Raw genomic sequence first — 26,402 nt, 5'->3', positions numbered from 1 at the left:
ACCCGCCGCACCGGCAGGCACACCCCGGCGCAACGCGACAAGGCCCCCACGCTCAGTGATGAGCATGAGGGCCTTGTGCTAGCGATTGTACTGATCTAGTCGTTGTAGTCGCAGGACGCGCTCGCGTACTCGCCGCTCGACGTGTTCTTTGAAACCTGCTTGCCATCCACGGAGACCGTGCAAGTGACGGTGCTCCCGGTCTGACCGTTGGTCACAGTGGCCGAACCGAAGGTGCTTCCCTTGACGGTGAACTCCTTGGAGAACGGCAGCGTGGGGTTGGCCACCTCTTCCGACCCGCCATCGGTCGTGTAGCTCAGGTTCGCGTCGGTCGAATCACCCTCGATCTTGATCGTGACCGTGTGCTCCTTGTCGAACGATTCGGCGGACGCCGACGAGAACGCCTCGCCCACGCCGTCCAGCATCGATGAGTACAGCGCCTGCGTCGACAGGCCGACCACGACGGACAGGACGCCGAGCACGAGTCCGGCGATCGCGAGGCCGCGTCGGCGGTACTTGACGATCAGGCCAACGATGGCAAACACCACGGCGATGACGCCGAGGACGATGGACACGTTGTTGACGATCGGGATGGCGCACCCGATGATCGCAACGATTCCGATGATGAGTGCGACGAGCCCAAAGGGGTTGCCGCGGCGGTGCTGGTCCGGGACATGCCCGGGCGGCGGCTGGTACGGGTTCGGCTGTCCGTTCTGGGGGTACTGGTACTGCTCGGGCGCGTTGCTCATGCCGACAAAATGTCAGAGATATGCGAATCTGTGAATCCCCTAAGTAGGGGGCAACCCAGTTGTACCCCGTTGCTCCTGCTATCCCGCCCGCATCGGGGGCCGAGTGCCGGTCATGCCTGAGCTAGAGTCCGTGACGTGCGAGTTTTCGTCAGTTGGTCCAAGAGTGCGAGCAAGACCGTCGCGGAGGTGTTCGCTGACTGGTTGCCGCGGGTGATCCAGGAGTGCGAGCCCTTCATCTCCAGTGACACGGAGAAGGGCGACGTCTGGTTCGACGCCATCGAACGGAACCTCGCAGAAGCACGGGTTGGCGTGCTGTTTCTCACGCCGCAAAATCAGAACTCTGCCTGGTTGAACTACGAGGCCGGAGCGCTTCGAACTCTCCGGCACGGCAACATGAAGAAGCTATGCGCCGTGTTCGTAGGCATGAAGACGGCCGACTATGACGGCCCGATCAAGAACTTCCAGATGACGAACTTCACTGATCAAGCTGACATGTTGAAGCTGTTGAAGGCCATCAACAGTGCGGCTGACAGGCCACTGGACGATCGCCGTCTAGAGGACGAGTTCAACGAGAAGTGGGAACGTCTTGCCACGGACACCGCCAAGGCGGTTGCGGCGGCAGAATCCGGCGGCGAGCCGGCTGCCACCACTCCCAAGAAGACTCGCAGTGCTGACGCGAAGCTTGACGAAGTGCTCGACATGCTGCGAGAGATGCGCTTCGGACAGTCGGTCGTCTCATCTGGTCATCAGGAGCGGGCAGCACGAAACGTGGATCGTCCAAGCCCTATTTCAGAGCTGGAGACAGAGTGGGTCGGGCAGTACTTCCTTGACGAGGGAGGCGTCCGTGGAGAGATAGTCGACGTTTCGCACGAGGGTGGGCGAATTTGGCTCACCACGAACACGGGATTTCGCGTAGTTGGAACGAGGTTGAGTCTGAAGGACTCGATCAGTCCTGCCCCGTTCTAGGCTCGATGCTTGGTTCGCTGAGTCAGTCAGTTGCCAACAACCGCGTCGCTGGGATTGAACTGCTCGGCGAGCAGGTGTTGCACCCGCACCCGTCCCGTGCCGCGCCCGCGGTCGACCTGCACCGTCACGGCGGCACGCACAACCTCGCGTTGCTGATCTAGGTCGAGCGCATCGAAACGCTCCGCTACCTGCTGGCGGATATCCGCCCCCTGGCGGCCCAGCGCTGCGTACGCGGCCGGCAGCCCGTCGAGTAGTTCGGTCGCCAGGCCCACTAGAACCCCCGCGGCGGACTGTTCAGTCCGGAGGCGTTCTAGCGTCACCGTGAGGGCGTCCCGTTCCTCTCTTAATGCGATCAGCTCTTGGACGGCGACAGCCTTGGACAGGAGGCCCATGCGCTCGCGTTCCTGCACCTCGGTCTGGCGGGCCTCGTTGTCGCGCCAGGCTGCAACGGCTTGGGTGAGGCCGGAGGCGTCCGCGGCGCCCTGCACGATGCCCGGGCCACCGGCCGCCATCGCGTAGACGACCTCAGCCCGGACGAACGTTTCGAGCATGGCGGCGCGGATCGTCGGGTGCGCGGAGGCGACTGAGCACCGATAGTCACCGTGGACCTGCTTGAGCCCCGCCCCGCATTCGCCACACACAGCGATGCCACTCAGTAGGTGCCGCCGTGCCGGTCCCGGCGTTGTCCTGCGCGTTGGGTCGCTCAGCACCGCCCGCGCCTGCTCAGCGGTCGTATCGTCGACGAGCGCCGGCACGTTGCCCGCGATCCACGCGGTGGGATCGCGCCGCTGCTGGACACGCTGCCAGCCTTTGAGATCTTCGGTCGTGCCGACGGGAGCGAACACCTGCCCGCTGTAACGGCGATTGAGGATCATGTCCCGCACGCGGGCGGGAAGCCATGACTCGGCGCTGCCCGTTGTGAACGGCACGCCCTCGTCGCGGAGCGCCTTCGCTATGCCGTAGACGGAGCGACCCTCGGCGACATGTTCGTAGACGCGGCGGACGATGGCCGCTTCGGCATCGCGTGGCGTCGTGCCGTCGGTCTCATAGCCGTACAGTCGCCGCCCCGGCGTAAGCCTGCCTTTGAGCCGCCGGTCCTCGTTTGCGCGGCGAGTGCGCTCACCCTTGCGGCGCACCTCGAACCGTGCGAGCGACGCTCCCAGGGAGGCGCGGAACTCGCCGTCGGCCGTGGACAGATCGATTTCACCGTCGACCGTCACGACGGCGAGTTTCAGTTCCATCAGCCGAATGAGGTCGGCCTGGGACCGCACGAGCCGGTCGAGGTCCACGGCGACGACGTGTGTAAACGCTCCGGCCTCTGCGGCAGCGAGCATGGCAGCCCAACCAGACTTCGGCCCGCGGGGCTTAGATGCGCTTACGTCGTTGTCGCTGTACTCCGCCGCGATCTGCCAGTCGCGAGCCTCGGCGAGGGCGCGGGTGCGCCGCACCTGGCGGTCGATGCCTTCGTCGTTCTCCTTGGACTGACGGGCGTATAGAGCGGCGAGGGGCATGGGATCAGCGTAGCCGTCTGTTCGCCGGTTCCTTGCGCGGAACCGGCTGATCGCCGCGCTGGCCGACGTCACGGTCGTGGTCGAAGCGGGCGCCCGGTCCGGGGCGCTCAACACCGCCCACCACGCAGCGCAGCTCGGCCGGCCGGTGTTCGCGGTCCCGGGAGCGTTCGCGTCCTCGGCATCGGTCGGGTGCCACCGGCTCATCGCACAGGGACGGGCGCAGATCGTCGTGCACCCCGGGGATCCGGTCGCGGCGGCGAGACCGGCGACCGGGACGAGCGGGGGAGCGGTGCCGAACGAACCGCTCCTGTCCGGTCGGCAGGACCCCGAGGTGCTCCGGGTGCTCGACGCGCTCGGTCGTCGCGCTCTGCCCGAGGCCGAGATCGCCCGTCGGGCGGGCATGTCGACTGCCGACGTCGCCGACGCGCTCGCCCTGGCGCAGCTGCAGGGACTCGTCGTCGCGAGCGGCGGCGGGTGGGGCCGGGCATGACGGTCGACAGCCGTACGCTGACGTCGTGGTTGCGCGGACGGACGGTCGACTGGTGGTGGCGGTGGACGCCTTCCTCGGGCACGCCCGGCACGCGCGGGGCCTCAGCGAGCAGACCCTGCGCGCGTACGCCAACGACCTCGAGCAGCTCGTGGCCTTCGCGGAGGGTCGCGGCGTTGACCGCATCGCCGACGTCGAGCTCGAGCTCCTGCGTGACTGGCTGTGGGACGCCGACCACCGGGGGCTCGCCCGGTCGACGATCGCTCGGCGGTCTTCGTCCGTGCGGGCGTTCACGCGCTGGGCGAGCGAGACCGGGGTGACCACGACCGACGCCGGGGTCCGGCTCCGTGCACCGAAGGGCGGGGCGCACCTTCCCCGCGTCGTGTCGGCCGACCAGGTGCGCGTCCTGCTCGACGGGCTCGGTGCACGAGCGGCGACGGACGACCCGACGGCGCTGCGGGACCTGGCCCTGGTCGAGCTCCTGTACGCGGCGGCGATCCGGGTCAGCGAACTCGTCGGGATCGACGTGACCGACATCGATCGCGGACGCCTGACCGTGCGGGTGCTCGGCAAGGGCGGCAAGGAACGCGTGGTGCCGTTCGGGGTTCCGGCGCGGGACGCACTCGAGGCGTGGCTCGAGCGCGGACGGCCCGCCCTCGCAGCACGGGCGGAGGGACCGGTAGGCGCGGCGCTGTTCCTCGGCGACCGTGGCGCCCGACTCGGCGTCCGCAGTGCCTACCGCGTGGTGGCGCGCTTGCTCGGTGATCTGCCGGGCGAGGGCCCGAGCGGGCCGCACACCTTCCGGCACACCGCGGCGACGCACCTGCTCGACGGGGGAGCGGACCTGCGCGCGGTGCAGGAGCTCCTCGGTCACGCCAGCCTCGGCACGACGCAGATCTACACGCACGTGTCGTCGGCCCGGCTGCGCGAGGTCTACCGGACGGCGCACCCGCGCGCCTGACGGTGGGCCGACGTGCGTCCCGGTCGGTTCCCGGTCAGCTTCCGATCGGTTTCCGGTCGGCTCGACTCACCCGGGCCAGGCCGACTCGGGCAGGAGCACCGGCCACTCGGCTGGTGGCAGGTACGCCATCGGGTCGACGTAGCGACCGTCGACGCGAGCACCGAGGTGCAGGCACGGTGCCGAGGCCGGACAGTGCCCGACCGAGACACGGCCGACCGGCGCGCCCTGCACGACCTCGTCCCCGGCGGCGACCAGGGGTGTCACCGAGTCGAGCGTGCTGACCAGTCCGTCGCCGTGGTCGATCGTCACGACGGTGCGGCCTCCGACCGCGCCGGCGAACGCCACGGTGCCGTCGTCCACCGCCGAGGCAGTGCTGCCGAGGGCTGCCGGAACGTCGAGGCCCCGGTGGCCGGCGGTGTAGTCCGAGGACGGTGCTTCCCAGGCGCGCTCGACCACCCGCGATCCCGTGGGCCAGATCCAGCGAGACTCGACCCGGCCCGAATCGGTGGCAGTGCCCAGCGACGCCCCGGCGCCCACCGACACCCCGGCTCCCGTCGACGGCGCGGCACCGAACACCGCCGTCCCGCCCAGCACCGCCGCGCACACCACGGACAGCAGGACGGGACGCGCACTCGATCGCATGTCCCCAGCCTGGGCAGTGGAACCCGGCCCCGGGGCGGACGGGGGCGATCCGTGGAGGGGGAGTCGCGCCTCCAGGCCTGGGGAGGAACGTGCCGAGGACGGAAACGAAAGAACCGACGTCGTACGACGGCGACAGTGTCGTTCCGCGTCGGCGCGCAAGCCCCGCGCCGTCCCGATCACGCCCCGGTTATGACCAGATCCCGAGCGAGGAGTACAGTCGGGGCCGCTCCGGAACACGCAACGCCGCTCGGACGGCGAACCAGCCGACCGCCGGGGCACCGTGCTGCACAACTGCACGGCGGCAGAACCCAGGAGCATCGTGTCCACCACGACCACCGGGCACGGCGAAGACCGTGCGTTCAAGGGGAAGGTCACCCTGTTCGCCATCGCGGCGGCGGTCGGTGGCTTCCTGTTCGGCTTCGACTCGTCCGTCATCAACGGCGCCGTCGACGCGATCAAGGGTGAGTTCAACCTCTCCGACGCGGCCAGCGGCTTCGCGGTCGCATCGGCCCTGATCGGTTGCGCGTTCGGCGCCTACTTCGCCGGCCGCCTCGCCGATCGTTACGGCCGCACCCGGATCATGTTCTGGGCCGCCGTGCTGTTCTTCGTCTCGTCGATCGGTTCGGCGTTCGCGTTCGCGACGTGGGACCTCGTGATCTGGCGTCTCGTCGGCGGTCTCGGCATCGGTACCGCCTCGGTCATCGCACCGGCGTACATCTCCGAGGTGTCCCCGAAGGCGATCCGCGGGCGGCTGGCCTCGTTCCAGCAGCTGGCGATCACGCTCGGTATCTTCGCCGCGCTCCTGTCCGACCAGCTCTTCGCCGTCACCGCGGGCAGCGCCTCGGCCGAGGTCTGGGGCCTGGCCGCCTGGCGCTGGATGTTCCTGGTCGGGGTGATCCCCTCGGTCGTCTACGGCGTCCTGGCGATCACGCTGCCGGAGTCCCCGCGCTACCTGCTCACCAAGGGCCGTGCTGACGATGCGCGCGTCGTGATGGGCAAGATCGTCCCGCGCGACACCGTGAACACGAGCCTGGAGGAGATCCAGGACGGCATCAAGAAGGAAGCGAACGAGAAGAAGGGCTCCATCCGGGGCAACCGCTTCGGGCTCCAGCCGATCGTCTGGGTGGGCATCATCCTGGCCGTGCTGCAGCAGTTCGTCGGCATCAACGTGATCTTCTACTACTCGACGACGCTCTGGCAGGCCGTCGGCTTCAAGGAGGAGGACTCGTTCCTCATCTCCACGATCACCTCGGTGGTCAACGTCGCCGTCACCTTCGTGGCGATCTTCCTGGTCGACAAGGTCGGCCGCAAGCCGCTGCTCGTCGCCGGTTCCGCGGGCATGTTCGTCTCGCTCACCATGGTCGCCATCGCGTTCTCGCAGGCGACGATCGTCGACGGCAGCCCGAGCCTCCCCGGCTCGTGGGGCGTCATCGCGCTGATCTTCGCGAACCTCTTCGTGGTGTCCTTCGGCGCAACGTGGGGTCCGCTCATGTGGGTCCTGCTCGGCGAGATGTTCCCGAACCGCATCCGCGCCACGGCGCTGGGCATCGGCTCGGCCGCCAACTGGATCGCGAACTTCATCGTGACGATCTCGTTCCCGGTGCTCTCGGGCTTCAACTTGACGGTCACCTACGGCATCTACGCGCTGTTCGCGCTGCTGTCGCTGTTCTTCGTCATCGCCAAGATCCCGGAGACCAAGGGCCGCTCGCTCGAGGAGATGGGCATCTCCGCCGACGGCGACACGGTGGACGCCAAGGCCTGATCGGCCGGTCGCGTACCGCGTCCGTCCCGCACGGATCGCCGGACAGGAGGCCCGGATCACGTCAGCCGCGAGGCGCGCGTGATCCGGGCCTCCCTTCTGTTAGCATCTATCCAGCAGCGTGCTGATGCGCGCTGACTTCGCGTGTCCACCAGGCCCTCACGGGCTCGGTACCCGACCACCGGTCCCGCTCTCACGAGCGGGCGGTCGCGTGCCAGGACACCAGGGACCACGACCGACGGTCGTGATCGACACAACCGCAACAGGTCCGCAGCGACGTGCGAGAGCACGGCTGCGCGCCGAGAACACAGAAGGAGGACGGCACATGGCCGTCGTCACCATCCGCCAGCTGCTCGACAGCGGCGTCCACTTCGGACACCAGACCCGTCGGTGGAACCCGAAGGTGAAGCGCTTCATCCTCGCCGAGCGCTCGGGCATCCACATCATCGACCTGCAGCAGTCGCTGGCCTTCATCGACCGCGCGTACGACTTCGTCAAGGAGACGGTCGCGCACGGTGGCACGATCCTCTTCGTGGGCACCAAGAAGCAGGCGCAGGGCTCCATCGCCGAGCAGGCGACCCGCGTCGGCCAGCCGTACGTCAACCAGCGTTGGCTCGGCGGTCTGCTCACGAACTTCCAGACGGTCTCCAAGCGCCTCGCGCGCATGAAGGAGCTCGAGGAGATCGACTTCGACGACACGACGAAGGGCTTCACCAAGAAGGAGCTCCTCATCAAGAAGCGCGAGCTGGACAAGCTCCACAAGACCCTCGGTGGTATCCGCAACCTCACGCGGACCCCGAGCGCGCTCTGGATCGTCGACACCAAGAAGGAGCACCTCGCCGTCGACGAGGCGCAGAAGCTCGGTATCCCGATCATCGGCATCCTCGACACCAACTGCGACCCCGACGAGATCACGTACCCGATCCCGGGCAACGACGACGCGATCCGCTCCGTCGGTCTGCTGACCCGCATCGTCGCCGACGCCGCGGCCGAGGGCCTGAAGACCCGCCACAACGGTGGCGACGAGGACGAGGCCAGCGAGCCCCTCGCCGAGTGGGAGCAGGAGCTCCTCGGTGGCGAGACCGCCGCCACGACCGAGGCGCCCGCCGCCCCGGTCGAGGAGAACGACGCTGACGCGCAGGTCGCCGCGAAGGAGATCGGCGAGCCGATCGCCGACGAGGCGAAGAACGCGGAGCCGACGGCCGAGGCCGAGGCAGCCGCGGAGACCACCCCCGCCGAGTGAGTCGCCGGGGCGCCGGACCCCACCGGGTCCGGCGCCCCGACTGCACTCCACTCTCCACACACGTACAGTCCAGAAAGGACTCCAGTCAATGGCAAACTTCACCGCTGCTGACGTGAAGAAGCTCCGCGAGGACCTCGGCGCCGGCATGATGGACGCGAAGAACGCGCTCGTCGAGGCCGACGGCGACTACGACAAGGCCGTCGAGCTGCTCCGCATCAAGGGTGCCAAGGCCGTCGCCAAGCGCGACGACCGTGCCACCTCCGAGGGTGTCGTCGTCGCGACCTCCGAGAACGGCGCCGCCACGGTCGTCGAGCTCGCGAGCGAGACCGACTTCGTCGCGAAGAACGAGAAGTTCACGACCCTCGCCGACAAGGTGCTGGGCGCGGTCGCCGCTGCCGGTGCCGCCGACGTCGCTGCCGCCAACGCCGCACCGCTGGACGGCAAGACCGTCCTCGAGGTCGTCAACGAGTCGGCTGCCGCGCTGGGCGAGAAGCTCGAGGTCCGCACGGTCCGCCGTGTCGAGGGCTCGGCCTTCGAGATCTACCTGCACAAGACCAGCCAGGACCTGCCGCCGCAGATCGCCGTCGTCATCGCGTACGAGGGTGACAACGCCGCCGAGGCACGTTCGATCGCACAGCACGTCGCGTTCGCGAACCCGACGTACCTGACCCGCGACGAGGTCCCGGCCGAGGCCATCGAGAAGGAGCGTGCGACCGTCGAGGCGATCACGCGCGAAGAGGGCAAGCCCGAGGCTGCGCTCCCGAAGATCGTCGAGGGCCGGGTGAACGCCTACATCAAGCAGGTGTCGCTCCTCGACCAGGACTACGCGAAGGACAACAAGATCTCCGTCGCGAAGGCCGCCGAGAACGCCGGCATCACGATCCAGGGCTTCGCCCGCGTCAAGGTCGGCGCGTAACGAACCCGTGACGGGGTCAGGAACCAACCAGGTTCCTGGCCCCGTTTTTCGCGCGCGCCGGCACGACACGCGCGCGACACATCCGCGAGTACATTTCCACGAGACCACGACGAAGGGTGCGGACCAGATGACCGACGAGAAGACCGGACGACGCCGCGTTCTGCTGAAGCTGTCGGGAGAGGCGTTCGGCGCCGGCTCCCTGGGGGTGAACCCCGACGTGATCGGCACCATCGCCAAGGAGATTGCCGTCGCCGCGCGCGAGGTCGAGATCGCGATCGTCGTCGGCGGGGGCAACTTCTTCCGCGGAGCCGAGCTCTCGCAGCGCGGCATGGACCGCGGGCGAGCCGACTACATGGGCATGCTCGGCACGGTGATGAACGCACTCGCGCTGCAGGACTTCCTCGAGCAGGCGGGCGCTGCGACCCGCGTGCAGTCCGCCATCGCGATGACCCAGGTCGCCGAGCCGTACATCCCGCGGCGCGCCGAGCGGCACCTCGAGAAGGGCCGGGTCGTCATCTTCGGCGCCGGGGCCGGACTGCCGTACTTCTCCACCGACACGGTGGCGGCGCAGCGTGCGCTCGAGATCAAGGCGGACGAGGTCCTCGTCGCCAAGAACGGCGTCGACGGCGTGTACACCGCTGACCCGAAGAAGGACGCCACCGCCGAGAAGCTGCACCACGTGACCTACCAGGACGCGCTGCTCAAGGGCCTCAAGGTCGTCGACGCCACCGCGTTCTCGCTCTGCATGGACAACGGCATGCCGATGCACGTCTTCGGCATGGAGGGCGACGGCAACGTCCAGGCCGCGATCCGTGGCGAGCGCATCGGCACCGTCGTCAGCAACTGACCCCCGGCGCTGACTAGACTCGACGCCAGTACCGAAGGAGTAACACCGTGATCAGTGATGTCCTGACCGAAGCCACCGAGAAGATGGCGAAGGCTGTCGAGGTCGCCAAGGACGACTTCTCGACCGTCCGCACCGGCCGCATCAACGCGGCGCTCTTCCAGAAGATCCCGGTCGAGTACTACGGCACGCCGACGCCGCTCGCGCAGCTCGCGTCGCTGCAGACGCCCGAGGCCCGCACGCTCATCGTGACGCCGTACGACAAGACGGCGCTCAAGGAGATCGAGCGCGCGATCGCGACCTTCCCGAACCTCGGCGCCAGCCCGACGAACGACGGCGACATCGTCCGCGTGACGATCCCGGAGCTCACCAAGGACCGCCGCAAGGAGTTCGTCAAGCTCGTGCGGACGAAGGGCGAAGACCACAAGGTCGTCGTGCGGAACATCCGCCGCAAGGCCAAGGACGACCTCGACGCACTCAAGGGTGAGATCTCCGACGACGAGATCTCGCGCGGCGACAAGGACCTCGAGGCCCTGACGAAGAAGCACGTCGACCAGATCGACGAGTCGCTGAAGAAGAAGGAAGCCGAACTCCTCGAGGTCTGATGCGGCGCTCCGACCAGGGCGATGACCGCCCCACAGCAGAGCACGGGCCCGCGTCGAGCGGGCCCGTGAAGAAGGGGCTCCGTCAGGACTTCGATGCGCGCGCACGAGCGGCGCGCACCGACTTCGAGGCGCAGCTCCGCCAGCGCAAGGCCGACTTCGGCGCGCGCAACGAAGCGCTGACCGCGCGGACCGGGCGCAACCTGCCGGCGGCGATCGGCATCGCGCTCGCGTTCGCGGTCGTGATGCTCGGCACGCTGCTCCTCTGGCCGCCGTCCTTCATGGTCGTCGCGGCGTTCCTGCTGGGCGTCGGCGTCTACGAACTCACGAGCGCGATGCGGTTCGCCGGCCGCGACGTCCCGCGGATCCCGAGCGTCGCCGTCGCGATCGCGATCGTGCCGGCGGCGTTCCTGCTCGGCCAGGTGGCGGCGCTGTTCACCCTGCTCGGCGGCATCGTCCTGATCAGCGTCTGGCGACTGCTCGAGGTCGCCGTCGCGCGGCAGAAGCCCCCGGCCGGCAACGTCGCCCGAGACCTCACGAACGGGTTGTTCGTGCAGGCCTACATCTCCCTGCTCGGCGCGTGCGTCGTGCTGCTCTCCGCCCAGCCGGACGGCAACCTCTGGGTGATCGGGTTCATCCTCGTCGTCGTCGCGGTCGACACCGGCGCGTACGCCACCGGGCTGAACCTCGGCAAGCACCCGATGGCTCCCCGCATCAGCCCCAAGAAGACGTGGGAGGGCTTCGCCGGGTCCGTGGCGGCGAGCATCATCGTCGGCATCCTGGTGGCCGTGTTCATGCTCGGGCTGCCCTGGTGGACCGGTGTCCTGCTCGGTGTGCTCATCTCCGGTTCGGCCACGCTCGGCGACCTGACCGAGTCGATGATCAAGCGCGACCTCGGCATCAAGGACATCTCGTCGTTCCTGCCCGGACACGGCGGCCTGCTCGACCGCATCGACAGCATCCTGCCGTCCGCCGCGGTGGCCTACGTGCTGTACCTCGTCGTCAACCACTGACCACTGACCGCTGTCGGGCCGGGCTGAACGCCGCACTCAGCGCGTCCAGGTTGTGCCACGGTCGGGGACTGGCAGAATGACGCCGTGGCCACCACCTTCCCGACCGCAGCCCGTTCCGCCCTCGGTTACGACGTCGACGAAGTCGAGCGTTTCCTCGAGGACGCCCGGCGCGCGTACTCCGCCGACGACAGCGCCCCCGGCATCGAGGCCGCGAAGATCCGCGCCACGGCGTTCTCGATGCGCAAGGGCGGCTACTCCACGTCGCACGTCGACGCCGCACTCGAGCGACTCGAGGACGCCTTCGCGGCCCGCGAGCGTGAGCGGGAGATGAGCGAGGTCGGCAAGAAGGCCTGGTACGCCGAGGCACGGACGAAGGCCTCCGACGTCGTGGCGCGGCTCGAGCGGCCCGACGGGCAGCGGTTCAGCCGGGTCAGCGTGCTCGGTACCGGCTACCACCCGAAGGACGTCGACGCGTTCGCCGCCCGACTCGCCGGGTACTTCCGCGAGGGCAAGCCGCTCAGCCTCACCGAGGTCCGCTCGATCGTCTTCCGCCCGAAGCACGGCGGGTACCGCGAGGCGCAGGTCGACGCGCTGCTCGACGCCGTCGTCGAAGTGATGCTCGCTGTCCGGTGACGACGCGCTGTCCCCAGGTGCTTCGCTTTCCGTGATCGTTCCGTTACCCTGGTCCTACTCATGGGCAGGCACACGGCAGACTCAAGCTCCGACCGCGATACCCGCGAGCACCTCAGCCTCCAGGCTTCCGGTGAGCGCCGCGCGGCAATGCAGCGAACCCGCACGACGGAGACGTCGGCGTTCGGGGTGACCCCGCAGGCAGTGCCCGCGACGACGGGTCCGGTCGCCACGCCGAAGTCGGTGGCGGCGAACCGCGTCTCCGACGAGCGTGTGGCGTCCTTCGCCCACGATGCGCTGGTCGAGGCCGACCAGCGTCCCGCGAAGCAGCGCACCGCGACGGTGCAGCGCCGTGCGACGCCGAAGCTCGCCAAGCCCACCGCGTCGTCGGTGAACGCCGTCGCACGCAAGCGCGCGGTCGCCCCGATGATGTCCTTCGTCGGCGTGTTCCTGTTCGTCGGCGGCTCGCTGTTCAACCCGCTGCAGGCCGACGTGGCACAGGCCGCCGTCGACACCCCGGTGCTCGTGAAGACGCCGCCGGCGCCGCAGCAGTACACCGCGCACGGCACCTACGCCGTGGCCGCTGCCGACCGTGACGGCTACGACGTCACCGTCCCGGCCCCGAAGGTCGTCAAGCCCGTCGTCGAAGAGGACGAAGCCGACGCCGACGCCGAGACCACCGACGACAGCGCGGACGCCGCGGCCACCGAGAACCAGCCGGTCTCGGCCGCCAACACGCTCGCCGCGACCGCTGCGACGCCCGACCCGGGCAGTGCGCAGGCGATCGCCCTGCAGCAGGTCACAGCTCGTGGCTGGGGCACCGACCAGTACAACTGCCTGGTCTCGCTGTGGAACAAGGAGTCCGGCTGGCGGGTGAACGCCTACAACCCCAGCGGTGCGTACGGCATCCCGCAGGCCCTCCCCGGCAGCAAGATGGCCACGGCCGGCGCCGACTGGCAGACCAACCCGGCGACGCAGATCACCTGGGGTCTCAACTACATCGCCGGCGTCTACGGCACCCCCTGCGGTGCCTGGGGACACAGCCAGGCCAACAACTGGTACTGATCGGCTGCTCGGGTGCCGCGCAGCAACCGACCGCGGCACCCCCGTGGTCGCGACGTCGAGCCTGACGAGGAGACCACCCTCGACCGGCTGATGAGCTCGTGGAAGCGCACCGAGGTCCGCCACGGTCGCGAGTACCAGGTGCAGCCGATCTCGGCCGCGTCGGCGCAGAAGGAGTACATCTGCCCGGGGTGCGGCGGAAGCGTCCTGCCCGGCACCGCCCACGTGGTGGTCTGGCGTGCGGACGGCGTGCTCGGCGATGCTGCCGACCTGGCGTCGCGCCGGCACTGGCACAACCACTGCTGGAGCATCGCATGACCGAGCACGACGTGCCGCACGACACCGAGATCCGGTCCGCCACCGTGCTGCCGGCCCGTCGTACCGATGTCGAGCTCGACACGGACGACCACCTGACGCTCGTCGGTGAACTCGCCGAGCCGGCCGACACCCCGGCTCGCGGGACCATCGTCACGCTCCACCCCCTGCCGACCGCGCACGGGTTCATGGACTCGCACGTCCTCAAGAAGGCCGCGGCACGGCTGCCCGCCCTCGCCGACATCGCGGTGCTGCGGTTCAACTTCCGGTCCGTCACGTCGCCGCGCGGCACGTCCGAGGGTGTCTTCGGCGAGGGCGTGTCCGAGGGCTTCGACCTGCGCGCCGCCGTCGCCGAGGTCGTCGACCGCGGCTTGCCGACCCCGTGGCTGGTGGGGTGGTCCTTCGGCACCGAGGTGATCCTCAAGCACGCGCTCGAACACGTCGAGGCCGGCACGGTCGCCGGTGTCGTCCTGCTGTCCCCGCCGCTGCACCGCACCTCGGACGAGGAGCTCGCCCGCTGGGCTGCCGTCGGGGTCCCGGTCGTGGCGCTCGTCCCCGAGCACGACGACTTCCTGCAGCCCGAGGCCGCGGCGGCACGGTTCGCGCTCGCCCCGAACGTCCGGGTCGTGCCCGTCGACGGTGCGAAGCACCTTTGGGTGGGGGAGCGGTACGTGCGGATCGTCCTCGACGCGATCGCCGACCTCGTCGTGCCGGGCAGCGCCCCGTTGCCGACCCACTGGCCCGTCTGAGCACGTCTGTACGACGCCCTGCGGCCTGCCACCTGCACCAGGTGGGACGGCCTGGAGGCGCGGGTCGCGCCTCCAGGCCGTGGACCGTCAGCGGTCGGTCGCGTCCACGTCGTCGTCAGCGTCCGCAGTGGACGCCGCGGCGGGTGCCGTGCCGAGCAGGCCCGTGGCGTTCGTGAGGACCCCGCGGAGGTTCTCCAGGTAGCCCGCGACGGCTTCGCGTTCGGTGCGGATCGCCGCCAGGCGGTCCTCGGCCTCGGCGATGACGCCGGCGGTGCGCTCCTCAGCGTCGGCGACCATCCGGTGCACGCGGTCCTGCGCGTCGGCGACGATGGTGCGGGCGTGCTCCTGGGCCTCGGCCGTGCTGGTGCGCTCGAGGTCGTCGGCATCCTGCTGCAGGCGTTCGGCGCGTTCGCGGGCCTCGGTCGCGCGGCGCGTGGCCTCGGCGAGCTGCAGGTTGGCCTCGTCCAGGTACTTCTGCGTCTCGGTCACCGTCTCGTGGTGCTTCCGCAGGTAGTCCTGCTCGGCGTCGTCGCGGCGGGAGGCGAGTTCCGACTCGAGCGTCGTGCGGGCCTCGTCGCGCTCCCGGGCGATCTCGGCACGGACCTCGTCGCGCTCCTTGACCAGGGCGGCGCGCGCGGTGTCGATCTCCTGCCGCAGGGCGGTGCGCTCGGCCTCGAGCACCCCGAGCTCGGCGGTGCGGCGGTCGGCGATCTCGGTGTCGACCTCGGCGTGCTCGCGCTCGCGTCGAGCGGCGATGGCGTTCTCGTGCTCCCGGACGGCACGCTCGGCTGCCGCATCGGCCTCGGCGCGCTCCTGCGCGATCCGGGCGTCGTGCTCCTCGAGTTCCCGGGCGATCCGGTCGGCGGTCTCCTGCACCAGGCGCGCGTTCTCGACGCGGGTCTGCTCCTCGTCGACGCGGAGCTGCGCCTGGGCCGCCTCGATCTCCTGCTCCAAAGCGGTGCGGGCTGCGGCGAGTTCGCGGTCCCACTGGGCGCGGGCGGCGGCGAGTTCCTCGTCGAGCTCGCGGCGGCGGTCGGCGACCTCGGTGTCGAGCTCGGCGCGTCGGCGCGTGACCTCGGACTCGAGTTCGGCGCGACCGGTCTCGAGTGCCAGCGCGTGTGCCTGCTGCTCCTCGTCACGCTCACGGTGCCAGGCGGCACGGCCCTCGGTGACCTCGCGCTCCAGGGCCTCTCGCCGGGTCGTCTCCTCGCGGTCGAGGTCCTCGGTGCGGCGGGCGTGGTCGGCCTCGAAGACGGAACGGCGGTGCTCGGTCTCGCGGTCGAGCTCGGCGGCAGCGGTGCGGGCGTCGGCGGACTCGCGCTGGGCGATCTCGCGCAGCTCGGCGACCTCGTGCTCGACGTGGGCGCGCAGAGCGTTCGTCTCGCGGATGGCGACGGAACGGACCTCGGCGGCCTCGGTCACGGCTGCCCCGCGGATCGCGGCGGCTTCGTTGCGGGCGTCCTGCGTGAGGAGACCGGCCTCGGCGCGGGCACGTTCGACCGTGTCGGCTGCCTCGGCGCGGGCGCGGGTCAGTTCGTTGGTGGCGCGGGTGCGGGCGTCCTCGAGGGTGTCGCGCGCTTCCTCCTGGGCCTCGCGGACGGTGCGCTCGGCTTCGGAACGGCTCGAGGCACGGAGGCGCTGGGCGTCGATGTCCGCCTGGCTGATGAGACGGGTCGACTGCTCCTCGGCCACGCGCAGGGTGGACTCGAGGCGGGTGCCCAGTCCGCTGTACGTGGGGGTGCCGGCTTCGTCGAGCTCGCCCTGCAGTTCGGAGACCCGGGCCTGCAGGAGACGGATCTCCTTCGCGGCGTCGGCGCGGTCGTTGTTCGACTTGATGAGCTCGCGGCGCAGGTCGTTCAGCGAACGCTCCACCTCGTCGCGGCGGTACCCCCGCAGCTCGGTCCCGAACTCGGCCTCGTCGTTCGCCACGTGTCGCTCCTGGGTGCTCGGCGGAGGGCCCGGATCGGCCCGCGGTCGATTGTAGTGGCGGCCGGAGCGGGTCGTCTGAGTCCGGCGACAGCGCGGATTGATGCGCTGTCCAGCGTTGCTCGCTATCCTGAGTCGCTGATTCGCGCGCCGACATCCCCACCCCGGCGCGGTAGGGAGAGAGTTCGTGCGATTCGTCCTGGCGATCGTCAGTTTCGTCATCGGTCTGCTGCTCGTGGCGCTGGCGGTGGGACAGCGGACCGTGTTCGCGCCGCCGTCCTCGCTCGTGGCCGAGAGCTCGACGACCAGTTCCGCCCCGGTGACCGTGATCCCGGGGACGACGCTCAACGCCAACCCCGGCTACCAGCGCATCAACGTGTCCGGCTCCGGCAAGGTCTTCGCGGCCTACGGCAAGACCGCCGACGTCGACGCCTGGATCGGTGACGCCGAGCACACCACGCTCCGCTTCGACGCCGAGAAGGGCTCGCTGGTCGGGTCGACCTCGGGCAGCGAGACCAGCGTCCCGTCGCCGAAGGGCAGCGACCTCTGGTACCAGGAGTACGACGGTGCCGGGCAGTTCACCGTCCGCCTGCCGCAGGACGTCTCGGTCCTCGTCGTGAGCGACGGCAAGGCCGCAGCACCGAGCGACGTGTCCGTCACCTGGCCGCAGGACACCGCGACGCCGGCGGTCGGTCCGCTGCTCGTGGCCGGCGGCGTGTTCGTCCTCGGAGGCCTCGTGTTGCTCGTCCTCGCCTTCCTGCACCAGCGCCGTGGCCGCGGTCCCCGCCGTCGCAGTGGTGGCAGCCGCCCGCCGCGGGTGCGTGCGTCCCGTCGAGCCGCCGCCGCCGGAGCGCAGGTGCCGCGCCGCGGTCGTCGCGGCACGCGCGCCCTCATCGGCGTCCCGGTGCTGCTCGTCGGTGCCCTGACCCTCGCCGGCTGTTCCTCGGACTACTGGCCGCAGGGCGGCGACCCGTCGCTCGCCACGCCGACCCCGACGGCCACCGCCACGGGGGCTGCTGAGACGACCGAGCCGACGGCTGCGACCAAGCAGCAGATCACCCGCATCGTGCAGCGCACCGCCGCTGTCGCCAAGCAGGCCGACGGGGCGCGCGACCGTGACCTGGTCCGGACCCGGTTCTCCGGCGCGGCGCTCGACCTCCGTCTGGCGAACTACTCGATCCGCGGCAAGGACTCGGACGTCAAGGCACCGCCGGCGATCTCGGCCGCGCAGGTGTGCGTCGCGCTGCCGCAGCAGACCGACACCTGGCCCCGAACGGTCTTCACGATCGTCGCCGAGGACTGTGACGCGAAGTCGGCACCGCAGGCCCTGACCCTGGTGCAGGACACCGCCCGCGATCCCTACAAGGTGGCGTACGACGTCTCGCTCGAGGCCGACGCGAAGATCCCGAGCCTCGCCCCGACGACGATCGGTGCCGCACTGCTCGCGCCGGAGTCGAAGCTCCTGACGATCCAGCCCGACCAGGTCGCGACCGCCTACGGCGACATCCTGTCGAAGGACACCGCCAGCGAGTACGCCGACCTGTTCGCGACCGAGGGCGATGCGCTCCGCACCACCATCGGCAAGGCGTACAAGGACAAGAAGGCCAAGGCCCTGCCGGACACGGCGAAGATCGAGTACTCGTCCGAGGTGCCCGCCGACTCCGCCGTCGCGATCGCGACCGACGACGCCGGCGCCCTGGTCTCCGCCGACCTGGACGAGATCGAGAAGGTGACCCCGACCGCGTCGGGCGCCGAGGTGAACACCGAGGGTGCCGTCAAGGCACTGTCCGGCGTGGACACGAGCAAGAAGGGCATCAGCGCGACCTACAGCGTCCAGCTGCTCTTCTACGTGCCGCCGGTCGCCTCGGATGGCAAAGTGGTCCTGCTCGGGTTCACACAGGGCCTGACCGCAGCGAGTGAGGTGCAATGAGCAACATCCCCCCGACCCCGTCCGGGCTCCGCGGAGCCGTGGACCTGTCGTCCCTCGTCGACCGCGCACAGCGGCCGCCCCAGCCGTCCGGTGCTCCGGCGCCGGCGGGTTCCGCCGGCGGAGCCGTTCCCGGCACCGAGGCTGGCACCGCGAACGGTGCCGACCTGACCGTCCCGTCGCTCGTGATCGACGTCACCGACGCGACCTTCCAGGACGTCCTGGAGCTGTCGAACGTCGTCCCGGTCATCGTGGACATCTGGGCCGAGTGGTGCGGGCCGTGCAAGCAGCTCTCGCCGATCCTCGAGCAGCTCACCGCGGAGTACGACGGCCGCGTGGTGCTCGCCAAGGTGGACGCCGACACGAACCCCCAGCTCGTGCAGGCGTTCCAGGCGCAGTCGATCCCGACCGTCGCAGCCGTCATCGGCGGACGCCCGCTCGGGCTCTTCGTCGGGGCCCTGCCCGAGGCGCAGGTCCGCGACGTCTACGAGCAGGTGCTCCAGGCCGCCGAGCAGAACGGCGTGGCCGGTCGCGTGAGCGTCGACGGCGCTGCGACCGAGGTTGACGCTGAGCAGGGCGAGCCGGAGCCGGAGCCGCTCCCGCCGCACCACCAGGCCGCGTACGACGCGATCGAGCAGGGCGACTACGCCACCGCGATCGAGGAGTACAAGACCGCGATCCTGCAGGACCCGCACGACCAGATGGCCGTGGCCGGGCTCGCACAGGTGTCGCTGCTCGACCGGCTGAACGGCCGGACGGCCGACGAGATCCGTGCGGCCGCTGCCGCCGGCCCGCAGGACGTCCAGGCGCAGCTCGCGGTCGCCGACCTCGACATCTCCGGCGGGCACGTCGACGACGCCTTCGGACGTCTCCTGGACCTGGTGCCGACGGTGTTCGGCGAGGACCGTGAGGCCCTGCGCGTCCGGCTCGTCGAGTACTTCGAGCTCATCGGCAGCGAGGACCCGCGCGTCGTCGCGGCGCGTCGCCGCCTGGCGAACGCGCTGTACTAGACCTGCGGGGTCCGTACGGCGAAGAAGACGCCGTCGTCGCACCGAGACGCCGCCGAATCCGGCGGCGTCTCGGCGTCTCGGGGGCGTCTCGAGGACACGACGGCGTCCCGAGCACAACCGCTCGCCCGGGGCGAGACAGACGGGAGGCCCGGTGCCAGCTGGCACCGGGCCTCCCGTCTGTCCGTCGGTCGCGTCGCGGACGCTGGCCGGGCTACTGGGCGAGGTTGAGCCAGACGGCACCGAGCGGCGGCACCACAAGGTGCGCCGAGGCGGGGCGGCCCGCCCACGGGGTGTCCTCGGCGGTGACGACGCCGAGATTGCCGACTCCGGAGCCGCCGTACTCGGCAGCATCGGTGTTGAGGACCTCGTGCCACTCGCCGGCGGTCGGCAGCCCGAAGCGACGCTCCACCGGCACGCCGGAGAAGTTCACGAACACCGCGACCCGGTCGTCGCCGTCCTTCCGCAGGAACCCGAGGGTCGAGTGCGGTGCGTCGCCGCCCTCGAGCCACTCGAAGCCGTCGGCCGTCGAGTCGTGCGTCCAGAGCGCAGGGGAGTCCTTGTACACGCGGTTGAGCTCCGCGACGAGGTCCTGCACACCGCGGTGGCCGGGCTGGTCGAGGAGCCACCAGTCGAGGCCCTTCGCCTCGGACCACTCGGCGGGCTGCGCGAACTCCTGGCCCATGAAGAGCAGCTGCTTGCCGGGGTGCGCCCACATGAACGCCAGGTACGCACGCACGTTGGCGAGCTTCTGCCACTCGTCGCCGGGCATCTTGCCGTACAGGGAGCCCTTGCCGTGCACGACCTCGTCGTGGCTGATCGGCAGGGTGAACTGCTCGCTGAACGCGTAGACGAACGAGAAGGTGATCTCGTCGTGGTGGTAGCTGCGGTACGCGGGGTCGCGCTGCACGTACTCGAGCGAGTCGTGCATCCAGCCCATGTTCCACTTCTGCCCGAAGCCGAGTCCGCCGGCGCTCGTCGGCTGGGTCACGCCCGGCCACGAGGTGCTCTCCTCGGCGATCATGACGATGCCGGGGTAGCGCTTGTACGCCGTCGCGTTCGTCTCCTGCAGGAACGAGATCGCGTCGAGGTTCTCGCGGCCGCCGTGGACGTTCGGCAGCCAGTCGGTGCGGGAGTAGTCGAGGTAAAGCATCGAGGCCACCGCGTCGACCCGCAGGCCGTCGATGTGGAACTCCTCGAACCAGTACAGCGCGTTCGCGACCAGGAAGTTGCGCACCTGCGGCTGTCCGAAGTCGAACACGTAGGTGCCCCAGTCGAGCTGCTCGCCGCGGCGGGGGTCCGGGTGCTCGAACAGCGCGTAGCCGTCGAAGCGACCGAGCGCCCATTCGTCCTTCGGGAAGTGCCCGGGGACCCAGTCCATGATCACGCCGATGCCGGCGGAGTGCAGGCGGTCGATCAGGTAGCGCAGGTCGTCCGGCGAACCGAAGCGTGCGGTCGGCGCGTAGTACCCGGTGACCTGGTAGCCCCACGAGCCGCCGAACGGGTGCTCGGCGAGCGGCAGGAACTCCACGTGGGTGAAGCCGGTGTACTCCATGTGCCCGATGAGCTGGTCGGCGACCTCGCGGTACGACAGGCCGGGGCGCCACGAGCCGAGGTGCACCTCGTAGACGCTCATCGGGGCGTCGTGCGTGGTGGTCTGTGCGCGGCGCTCCATCCACGCGGCGTCGCCCTCGGACCACGTGTACGTGGACTCGGTGACGACGGAGGCCGTCGCCGGGGCGATCTCGGCCTCACGGGCGAACGGGTCGGCCCGCTCCACCCAGCCGGAGTCGGTGAGGATCTGGAACTTGTAGCGCTGCCCGACGACGGCGCCGGGCCAGAACAGCTCCCAGACGCCGAGGTCGCTCAGACGGCGCATCGCGGTGGTGCGGCCTTCCCATCCCTCGAAGTCGCCGATCACGCGGACGGCGGTGGCCCGGGGTGCCCAGACGGCGAACGCGACACCGTCGACACCGTCGACCGTGCGGGCGTGTGCGCCGAGGTGGTGCCAGAGCTGCTCGTCACGGCCCTCGCCGAACAGGTGCAGGTCGAGCTCGCCGAGCGTCGGGGCGAACCGGTAGGCGTCGTCGGTGGTCCAGGTGGCGTCGTCTTCGTCCGTGGACTCGTCGTAGTCGTACTCCGACTCGACGCGGTAGCGACCGAGGGTCTCGGCAGTGGCGCCGGCCCAGAGCCCGTCGCCCTCGTGCGTGAGTTCGATGTCGTCGCCGTCGGGGCGCACGAGGCGCACCGCGCGGGCCAGGTGCCGGACGACGCGGACGCTGGTGCCGCCGTCGACCGGGTGCGGGCCGAGCACGTCGTGCGGCTGGGACCAGCGGCCTTCGGCCACCTGCAGACGCAGCCAGTCCTCGATCGGAGCCGGACGCGGATCCGTGGCCGTACCGGTGGCGGCAGCGGCGGCCGGAGCCGAGGCAGCAGCCGACGCCGGAGCAGCGGCGCTGGGGGCGACCGGCGCGTCGACGGAGGCCGGACGGACCACGGGTGCAGCGCCGCCGGTCGGGGCCGTCGGGGAGTCGGAAGTCGAGGCGGCTGCGACGGGCGGCTGCCGCGGGTGCGTCGGGTCGGCGGGGTGCCCGGCGAGCGTGGCGGACTCCGCCACGCCGCGGTCGGGCGCCTCGCGCTGCGCCGGTGGAGCGCCGGGCAGGTCCTCGTCGGGCGCGGACACCTTCGGCTCGTACCGCGGCACGGCCGGCGGCGGAGGCGGCACCGGCGGGACGGCCGGTCCGCGCTTCGTGGGGTCGGTCGGTTCGGGGGTCATCGGTGGGGTCCTTCCACGACGAGCAGGTGCACGGGCTCCTGGAACGCGTCCAGGCGGACGTAGTTCGACGCGCCCCAGGTCCAGCGCTGACCGGTCACGACGTCACGGACGTCGAACAGGCCCTCGGTCGGCAGACCGAGTGCGGCGAGGTCCAGGTGCACGGTGGTCTCACGGGCGGAGTGCGGGTCGACGTTGGCGACCACGATCACGGTGTCGGGGCGCCCTGACCGGATGTACTCGCCCGACAGGTGCTTCGAGTAGACGACGATCGCCGGGTCGTCGGCGGCGTGCACGTGCAGGTTCCGCAGCTGTCGCAGCGCGGGGTGCGCCGCACGGAGGCGGTTGAGCATCGTCACGTACGGCGCCAGGGACGCACCTTCGGCCTCGGCCAGGGCGAAGTCGCGCGGCTTGTACTCGTACTTCTCGTTGTCGATGTTCTCTTCCGAGCCCGGTCGGGCGACGTCCTCGAACAGCTCGTACCCGGCGTACATGCCCCACGTCGGCGCACCGGTGGCGGCGAGTGCCGCGCGCACCTTGTAGCCGGCACGGCCGCCGAACTGCAGGTACTCGGTGAGGATGTCGGGCGTGTTCACGAAGAGGTTCGGGCGCAGGTAGTCGCTCGTCTCGTGCGAGAGCTCCGTGAAGTAGTCCTCGATCTCGTCCTTCGTGTTGCGCCAGGTGAAGTACGAGTACGACTGCTGGAACCCGGCCTCGGCGAGCGCGCGCATCATCGCCGGGCGGGTGAACGCCTCGGCGAGGAACACGGTGTCGGGGTGCTCGTCGCGGATCTCACGGATGACCCGTTCCCAGAACCAGAGCGGCTTGGTGTGCGGGTTGTCGACGCGGAAGATGCGGATGCCGAAGGCGATCCAGTGGCGCAGGACCCGCTCGACCTCGGTGACCAGGCCCTCGGGGTCGGTGTCGAACTGGATCGGGTAGATGTCCTGGTAGCGCTTCGGCGGGTTCTCGGCGGTCGCGATGGACCCGTCGGCGCGCTGCGTGAACCACTCCGGGTGCTGCGTGACCCAGGGGTGGTCGGGGGAGCACTGCAGCGCGAAGTCGAGCGCGACCTCCATGCCGGTGTTCTTCGCCGTCTCGACGAAGTCGCGGAAGTCGTCCTCGGTGCCGAGGTCGGGGTGGATCGCGTCGTGCCCGCCCTCGGGGGAGCCGATCGCCCAGGGGCTGCCGGGGTCGTTCGGCCCGGGCGTGAGCGTGTTGTTCGGCCCCTTGCGGGCGGTGGTGCCGATGGGGTGGATCGGCGGCAGGTAGATGACGTCGAAGCCCATCCGGGCGACGGCGGGCAGCCGGCGGGCCGCGGTGCGGAAGTCGCCGCTCTTCCAGGAGCCGTCGGGGTTCTTCTTCGCGCCTTCGGAGCGGGGGAAGAACTCGTACCAGGCGCCGACGCCGGCGCGGGTGCGTTCGACGTCGAGCAGCTGGGTGGCGGAGTGGGTCCGGAGTGAGGTGAGCGGGGCTTCCTCGACCTCGGCGACGATCCGCGGGTCGTCGACGGCGGCCAGGCGCTCGGCCGGGTCGAGGTCGGTGTCGCGGACGCGTGCGGCGGCGCGGGTGGCGGCGGGGGAGTCGGTCTCCTCGGCCAGCCGGTCGAGCAGCACGGCACCGTCGAGCAGGGTCGCCTCGGTGTCGACGCCGGCCGCGATCTTCAGGCGTGCGCCGTGCAGCCAGCTCGCCCAGTCGTCGGAGTACGACTCGACGTGCCACGTCCAGACGCCGACGTGGTCGACCTGCACCGTGGCTTCGTAGCGGTCGGTGCCGGGGGCACCGAGGGTCATGGGGACGGTGCGGGTTCCACCGTCTGGGCGTTCGAGGACGAGGTCGGCGCCGATGATGCCGTGTCCTTCTCGGAAGACGGTTGCACCGAACGTGATCACCTCGCCGTCGAATGCCTTGCCGGGGAAGCCGTTCGGCGTCCTCGGGGCGAGCTCGGTGATCGGGATGCGCCCGATCTTCGGGCGGCGGGGTCGGTCTGCGGTGGCCACGGAAGCGACGCTACCCGGCGAGCGGCTCCGCGTTCCCCGGAATCGGCCCGCTGTGGAGGGCCGGGCGCGCCGTGGAGCCTGTTGAGGACCGGACGGGAGGCCCGTGGCGGGGCCGCCACGGGCCTCCCGTCCGCCACCCGGTCGCGACGCCGGGCCGCACCCGCCTGCTCGGCGCTACGCCACCTCGAACAGGTGGATGCCGGGGCCGTAGGCGGTGAAGACCTGCCCGGCGGGACGCAGGCGCTCGTGGTCGCGGTGCTTCTCGCTCGACCAGGCCAGGCGGTACCCGAGGACGTCCTCGCGCACCGGCAGGGTCAGGTCGCGGGTGCGGCCGCTGCCGTGCACGACCACCAGGACGCGGTCGAAGGGCTCGTGCTCCGGCGTCGACTCGACGAAGTACTGCAGGGCGCGATGCACCGGCTGGTCCCAGCCCTCGATCGTCATCGGGTGCCCGTCCGGCCCGTACCAGGACATCCGCGAGGCCCCGGGGGTCTCCTGCCCCTCGACGCCGAAGCGTGTGGGGCGGAGCGACGGGTGCGCCTGCCGGAACCGGGCCAGCGCGGCGACGGCCTCGGTCATCGTCTCGGCGTCCTCGTCGTCGGACCAGTCCACCGGGGTCAGGTCGTCGGACACCACGTAGGCGTTGTTGTTGCCGTGCTGCGTGCGGCTCCGCTCGTCGCCGGCGGTGAGCATCGGCACCCCGGCGGAGAGCATCAGGGTCGCCACCAGGTTGCGCATCGACCGGCCGCGCGCGGCGCGGACCCCTCGGTCGGCGGTGTCACCCTCGATGCCGTGGTTGAACGAGCGGTTGTCGTTCGAGCCGTCGCGGTTGTCCTCGCCGTTCGCCTCGTTGTGCTTGCCGTCGTACGACACCAGGTCGAGCAGGGTGAAGCCGTCGTGCGCGGTGACGAAGTTGACGCTCGCCAGCGGGCCGCGGTCGGCGCCGAAGACGTGACGCGACCCGGTCAGGGCTCCGGCGAGCGCACCGATCCCGGTCTGCGGCAGGCCGGTGCGGCGCTCCTCAGCGATGTCGGTGAGCCAGAACTGGCGGACCGTGTTGCGGAACCCGTCGTTCCACTCGCTCGTGCGGTGCCCGGCCGCGCCGAACTCCCCGGTCTTCCAGCCGTCCGGGCCGACGTCCCACGGCTCGGCGATCACCAGGGTGTCCTGCAGGTCCGGGTGGTTCCGGATGCGCTCGAGCAGCGGGTGCGACGGGTCGAACCGGTGCTCGCCGTCGCGGGCCAGGGCGGCCATCAGGTCGAAGCGGAACCCGTCGACCTGCACCTCGCGCGCCCAGTACGCCAGGCTGTCGAGGATGAAGTCCGCCGTCGCCTCGACCGAGGTGTCGAGCGTGTTCCCGCACCCGGTGGTGTCGTAGTAGGTGTCCCGGCGGGGCGGGTCGGTCTGCGCCCAGCGGTAGCGGTTCGCACCGTCGATGCCGCGCAGGCTCGTCGTCGGACCACCCAGGCCCTCTTCCGCGGTGTGGTTGTAGACGACGTCGAGGACGACCTGGATGCCGGCCTCGTGCAGCAGCCGGACCATGCCCTTGAACTCGCGCAGGACGGCGTCGGCGCCCTCCTGCTGCGCCGGTGCCGAGGCGTGCGCGGCGTGCGGGGCGAAGAACCCGAGCGTGTTGTAGCCCCAGGCGTTCTGCCGGCCGGCCTCGCGGAGCCACCGCTCGGTGTCGAACGCCTGCACGGGCAGCAGCTCGAGCGTCGTGACACCGATGCGGTGCAGGTGCGCGATCGTGCTCTCGTGGGCGACCCCGGCGTACGTGCCGCGCAGGTGCTCCGGCAGGTGCGGGTTCGCGGCCGTCAGGGTGCGGACGTTCGCCTCGTAGACGACGGCACGGTCGAGCGGGACCTGCGGCTTCACGACGCCGCCCCAGTCGAACGCGTCGTCGACGACCACGCTGGTCCAGCGGGGGCCGGACGCTTCGTCGTCGCCGGTCGGCAGGATGCCCCGCGCGTACGGGTCGAGCAGCGGACGCGTCGGGTCGAACTCGTGCCGCGGCCCGACCGGCCCGTCCACGAGCAGGTGGTAGCGGTCGCCGGGCACGACCCCGGGGACCTCGCCGGTCCACACGTCGGTGTCCGGCACCCGCTCGAGCGCGTACCGTGTCGGCCGCACGTCGGAGGGGTCGGCTCCGTCGGCGCTCCCCGCGCTCGCCACGACCAGGACGACGTCCGTCGCCGTCGCGGACCGCAGGGTGAACCGGGGGACGGTCCCGCCCAGGGAGAACCCCGGCGTCAGGTCGATCGCTGTCTCGTGCACGCGACAAGGGTACGAGGACCGGCGCGTATCCTGGACACTGCTCGATCCA

Annotated in this window: 22 protein-coding genes and 1 pseudogene; 16 read left to right on the top strand and 7 right to left on the bottom strand. The window is 70.5% G+C overall.

What is annotated here, in order from left to right; translation table 11 throughout:
* Positions 1-95: 95 nt before the first annotated feature.
* Positions 96-746, bottom strand: coding sequence for a DUF308 domain-containing protein (locus DEJ08_RS11175; RefSeq protein WP_111054712.1), 651 nt, complete (start codon positions 744-746; stop codon positions 96-98).
* A gap of 135 nt (positions 747-881) precedes the next feature.
* On the opposite strand from DEJ08_RS11175, the gene DEJ08_RS11170 reads away from it, so the two are divergent.
* On the top strand, positions 882-1,712 hold the full coding sequence (locus DEJ08_RS11170) for a TIR domain-containing protein (RefSeq protein ID WP_111054713.1): 831 nt from the start codon (positions 882-884) through the stop codon (positions 1,710-1,712).
* A gap of 26 nt (positions 1,713-1,738) precedes the next feature.
* Here DEJ08_RS11170 and DEJ08_RS11165 read toward each other — a convergent pair whose 3' ends face one another.
* Positions 1,739-3,223 carry a recombinase family protein gene (locus tag DEJ08_RS11165; protein WP_111054714.1) on the bottom strand — a complete coding sequence of 495 codons (1,485 nt, stop codon included), beginning with the start codon at positions 3,221-3,223 and terminating at the stop codon, positions 1,739-1,741.
* A 28-nt stretch (positions 3,224-3,251) separates the two neighbouring features.
* Between DEJ08_RS11165 and DEJ08_RS11160 the strand changes: the two are divergent.
* From DEJ08_RS11160 to DEJ08_RS11150, 3 genes and pseudogenes are all read left to right on the top strand, one after another.
* Positions 3,252-3,455, top strand: a pseudogene (locus DEJ08_RS11160) (DNA-processing protein DprA); the annotation flags it as partial.
* On the top strand, positions 3,453-3,713 hold the full coding sequence (locus tag DEJ08_RS11155) for a DprA-like winged helix domain-containing protein (RefSeq protein ID WP_349775360.1): 261 nt from the start codon (positions 3,453-3,455) through the stop codon (positions 3,711-3,713). The pseudogene DEJ08_RS11160 and the gene DEJ08_RS11155, both read left to right, overlap by 3 nt.
* A 25-nt stretch (positions 3,714-3,738) precedes the next feature.
* On the top strand, positions 3,739-4,671 hold the full coding sequence (locus tag DEJ08_RS11150) for a tyrosine recombinase XerC (RefSeq protein ID WP_111054716.1): 933 nt from the start codon (positions 3,739-3,741) through the stop codon (positions 4,669-4,671).
* 66 nt (positions 4,672-4,737) lie between these two features.
* Here DEJ08_RS11150 and DEJ08_RS11145 read toward each other — a convergent pair whose 3' ends face one another.
* Positions 4,738-5,313: a murein hydrolase activator EnvC family protein gene (locus DEJ08_RS11145; protein ID WP_181439007.1), complete on the bottom strand. Its 576-nt coding sequence runs from the start codon at positions 5,311-5,313 to the stop codon at positions 4,738-4,740.
* Positions 5,314-5,632: 319 nt separating this feature from the next.
* Here DEJ08_RS11145 and DEJ08_RS11140 point away from each other — a divergent pair, with 319 nt between their 5' ends.
* The 10 genes from DEJ08_RS11140 to DEJ08_RS11095 all read left to right on the top strand — a co-directional run bounded on the left by DEJ08_RS11140 (position 5,633) and on the right by DEJ08_RS11095 (position 14,446).
* Positions 5,633-7,075 carry a sugar porter family MFS transporter gene (locus tag DEJ08_RS11140; RefSeq protein WP_258367097.1) on the top strand — a complete coding sequence of 481 codons (1,443 nt, stop codon included), beginning with the start codon at positions 5,633-5,635 and terminating at the stop codon, positions 7,073-7,075.
* A gap of 322 nt (positions 7,076-7,397) precedes the next feature.
* Positions 7,398-8,315, top strand: coding sequence for a 30S ribosomal protein S2 (rpsB, locus tag DEJ08_RS11135; protein WP_027465874.1), 918 nt, complete (start codon positions 7,398-7,400; stop codon positions 8,313-8,315).
* An 88-nt stretch (positions 8,316-8,403) separates the two neighbouring features.
* A complete protein-coding gene (gene tsf / locus DEJ08_RS11130; RefSeq protein ID WP_027465873.1) occupies positions 8,404-9,231 on the top strand; it encodes a translation elongation factor Ts in 828 nt (275 codons plus the stop codon).
* A gap of 127 nt (positions 9,232-9,358) precedes the next feature.
* Complete coding sequence (gene pyrH / locus DEJ08_RS11125) at positions 9,359-10,078, top strand: UMP kinase (RefSeq protein WP_071406376.1); 720 nt, start codon at positions 9,359-9,361, stop codon at positions 10,076-10,078.
* 47 nt (positions 10,079-10,125) lie between these two features.
* Positions 10,126-10,680: a ribosome recycling factor gene (frr, locus tag DEJ08_RS11120; protein WP_027465871.1), complete on the top strand. Its 555-nt coding sequence runs from the start codon at positions 10,126-10,128 to the stop codon at positions 10,678-10,680.
* Positions 10,681-10,745: 65 nt separating this feature from the next.
* Complete coding sequence (locus DEJ08_RS11115) at positions 10,746-11,690, top strand: phosphatidate cytidylyltransferase (protein WP_111054744.1); 945 nt, start codon at positions 10,746-10,748, stop codon at positions 11,688-11,690.
* 84 nt (positions 11,691-11,774) lie between these two features.
* Entirely contained in the window at positions 11,775-12,323 is a 549-nt protein-coding gene (locus tag DEJ08_RS11110) for a DivIVA domain-containing protein (protein WP_071406375.1), read from the top strand.
* A gap of 186 nt (positions 12,324-12,509) precedes the next feature.
* Complete coding sequence (locus tag DEJ08_RS11105; RefSeq protein WP_258367099.1) at positions 12,510-13,385, top strand: aggregation-promoting factor C-terminal-like domain-containing protein; 876 nt, start codon at positions 12,510-12,512, stop codon at positions 13,383-13,385.
* 12 nt (positions 13,386-13,397) lie between these two features.
* The gene (locus DEJ08_RS11100) at positions 13,398-13,700 is read left to right on the top strand and encodes an Rv1322 family protein (protein WP_111054717.1); all 303 of its coding nucleotides are present in this window, start codon (positions 13,398-13,400) and stop codon (positions 13,698-13,700) included.
* On the top strand, positions 13,697-14,446 hold the full coding sequence (locus DEJ08_RS11095) for an alpha/beta hydrolase (RefSeq protein ID WP_111054718.1): 750 nt from the start codon (positions 13,697-13,699) through the stop codon (positions 14,444-14,446). Before DEJ08_RS11100 ends, DEJ08_RS11095 begins: the two co-directional genes overlap by 4 nt.
* Before the next feature lie 87 nt (positions 14,447-14,533).
* Here the strand turns inward: DEJ08_RS11095 and DEJ08_RS11090 are convergent, their stop codons facing one another.
* A complete protein-coding gene (locus DEJ08_RS11090) occupies positions 14,534-16,375 on the bottom strand; it encodes a coiled-coil domain-containing protein (protein ID WP_111054719.1) in 1,842 nt (613 codons plus the stop codon).
* A gap of 184 nt (positions 16,376-16,559) precedes the next feature.
* Between DEJ08_RS11090 and DEJ08_RS11085 the strand changes: the two genes are divergently transcribed.
* Both DEJ08_RS11085 and DEJ08_RS11080 read left to right on the top strand, forming a co-directional pair.
* Positions 16,560-18,302 carry a DUF8094 domain-containing protein gene (locus DEJ08_RS11085; protein WP_111054720.1) on the top strand — a complete coding sequence of 581 codons (1,743 nt, stop codon included), beginning with the start codon at positions 16,560-16,562 and terminating at the stop codon, positions 18,300-18,302.
* On the top strand, positions 18,299-19,309 hold the full coding sequence (locus DEJ08_RS11080) for a tetratricopeptide repeat protein (protein WP_111054721.1): 1,011 nt from the start codon (positions 18,299-18,301) through the stop codon (positions 19,307-19,309). The genes DEJ08_RS11085 and DEJ08_RS11080 overlap by 4 nt, the downstream gene beginning before the upstream one ends.
* Before the next feature lie 211 nt (positions 19,310-19,520).
* Here DEJ08_RS11080 and glgB read toward each other — a convergent pair whose 3' ends face one another.
* The 3 genes from glgB to DEJ08_RS11065 all read right to left on the bottom strand — a co-directional run bounded on the left by glgB (position 19,521) and on the right by DEJ08_RS11065 (position 26,353).
* On the bottom strand, positions 19,521-22,082 hold the full coding sequence (gene glgB, locus DEJ08_RS11075) for a 1,4-alpha-glucan branching protein GlgB (RefSeq protein ID WP_111054722.1): 2,562 nt from the start codon (positions 22,080-22,082) through the stop codon (positions 19,521-19,523).
* Positions 22,079-24,079, bottom strand: a complete 2,001-nt coding sequence (locus DEJ08_RS11070) for an alpha-1,4-glucan--maltose-1-phosphate maltosyltransferase (RefSeq protein ID WP_171907870.1) — start codon at positions 24,077-24,079, stop codon at positions 22,079-22,081. Before DEJ08_RS11070 ends, glgB begins: the two co-directional genes overlap by 4 nt.
* Positions 24,080-24,253: 174 nt before the next feature.
* Positions 24,254-26,353 (bottom strand): glycogen debranching protein, encoded by a 2,100-nt coding sequence (locus tag DEJ08_RS11065; protein ID WP_111054723.1) that lies wholly within the window; start codon positions 26,351-26,353, stop codon positions 24,254-24,256.
* Between the last annotated feature and the right edge of the window lie 49 nt (positions 26,354-26,402).

This window comes from Curtobacterium sp. MCLR17_054, assembly GCF_003234335.2.
GTDB classification, from domain to species: domain Bacteria; phylum Actinomycetota; class Actinomycetes; order Actinomycetales; family Microbacteriaceae; genus Curtobacterium; species Curtobacterium flaccumfaciens.
The sequence above is the reverse complement of the archived record's forward strand: the minus strand, read 5'-3'. Positions and strand labels throughout refer to the sequence as shown.

Excerpts from the sequence above, each read along its gene's own strand:
- DEJ08_RS11175 (WP_111054712.1), bottom strand. The coding sequence starts at position 746 with ATGAGCAACGCGCCCGAGCAGTACCAGTACCCCCAGAACGGACAGCCG.
- DEJ08_RS11165 (WP_111054714.1), bottom strand. The coding sequence starts at position 3,223 with ATGCCCCTCGCCGCTCTATACGCCCGTCAGTCCAAGGAGAACGACGAA.
- DEJ08_RS11145 (WP_181439007.1), bottom strand. The coding sequence starts at position 5,313 with ATGCGATCGAGTGCGCGTCCCGTCCTGCTGTCCGTGGTGTGCGCGGCG.
- rpsB (WP_027465874.1), top strand. The coding sequence starts at position 7,398 with ATGGCCGTCGTCACCATCCGCCAGCTGCTCGACAGCGGCGTCCACTTC.
- tsf (WP_027465873.1), top strand. The coding sequence starts at position 8,404 with ATGGCAAACTTCACCGCTGCTGACGTGAAGAAGCTCCGCGAGGACCTC.
- pyrH (WP_071406376.1), top strand. The coding sequence starts at position 9,359 with ATGACCGACGAGAAGACCGGACGACGCCGCGTTCTGCTGAAGCTGTCG.
- DEJ08_RS11095 (WP_111054718.1), top strand. The coding sequence starts at position 13,697 with ATGACCGAGCACGACGTGCCGCACGACACCGAGATCCGGTCCGCCACC.
- DEJ08_RS11080 (WP_111054721.1), top strand. The coding sequence starts at position 18,299 with ATGAGCAACATCCCCCCGACCCCGTCCGGGCTCCGCGGAGCCGTGGAC.
- glgB (WP_111054722.1), bottom strand. The coding sequence starts at position 22,082 with ATGACCCCCGAACCGACCGACCCCACGAAGCGCGGACCGGCCGTCCCG.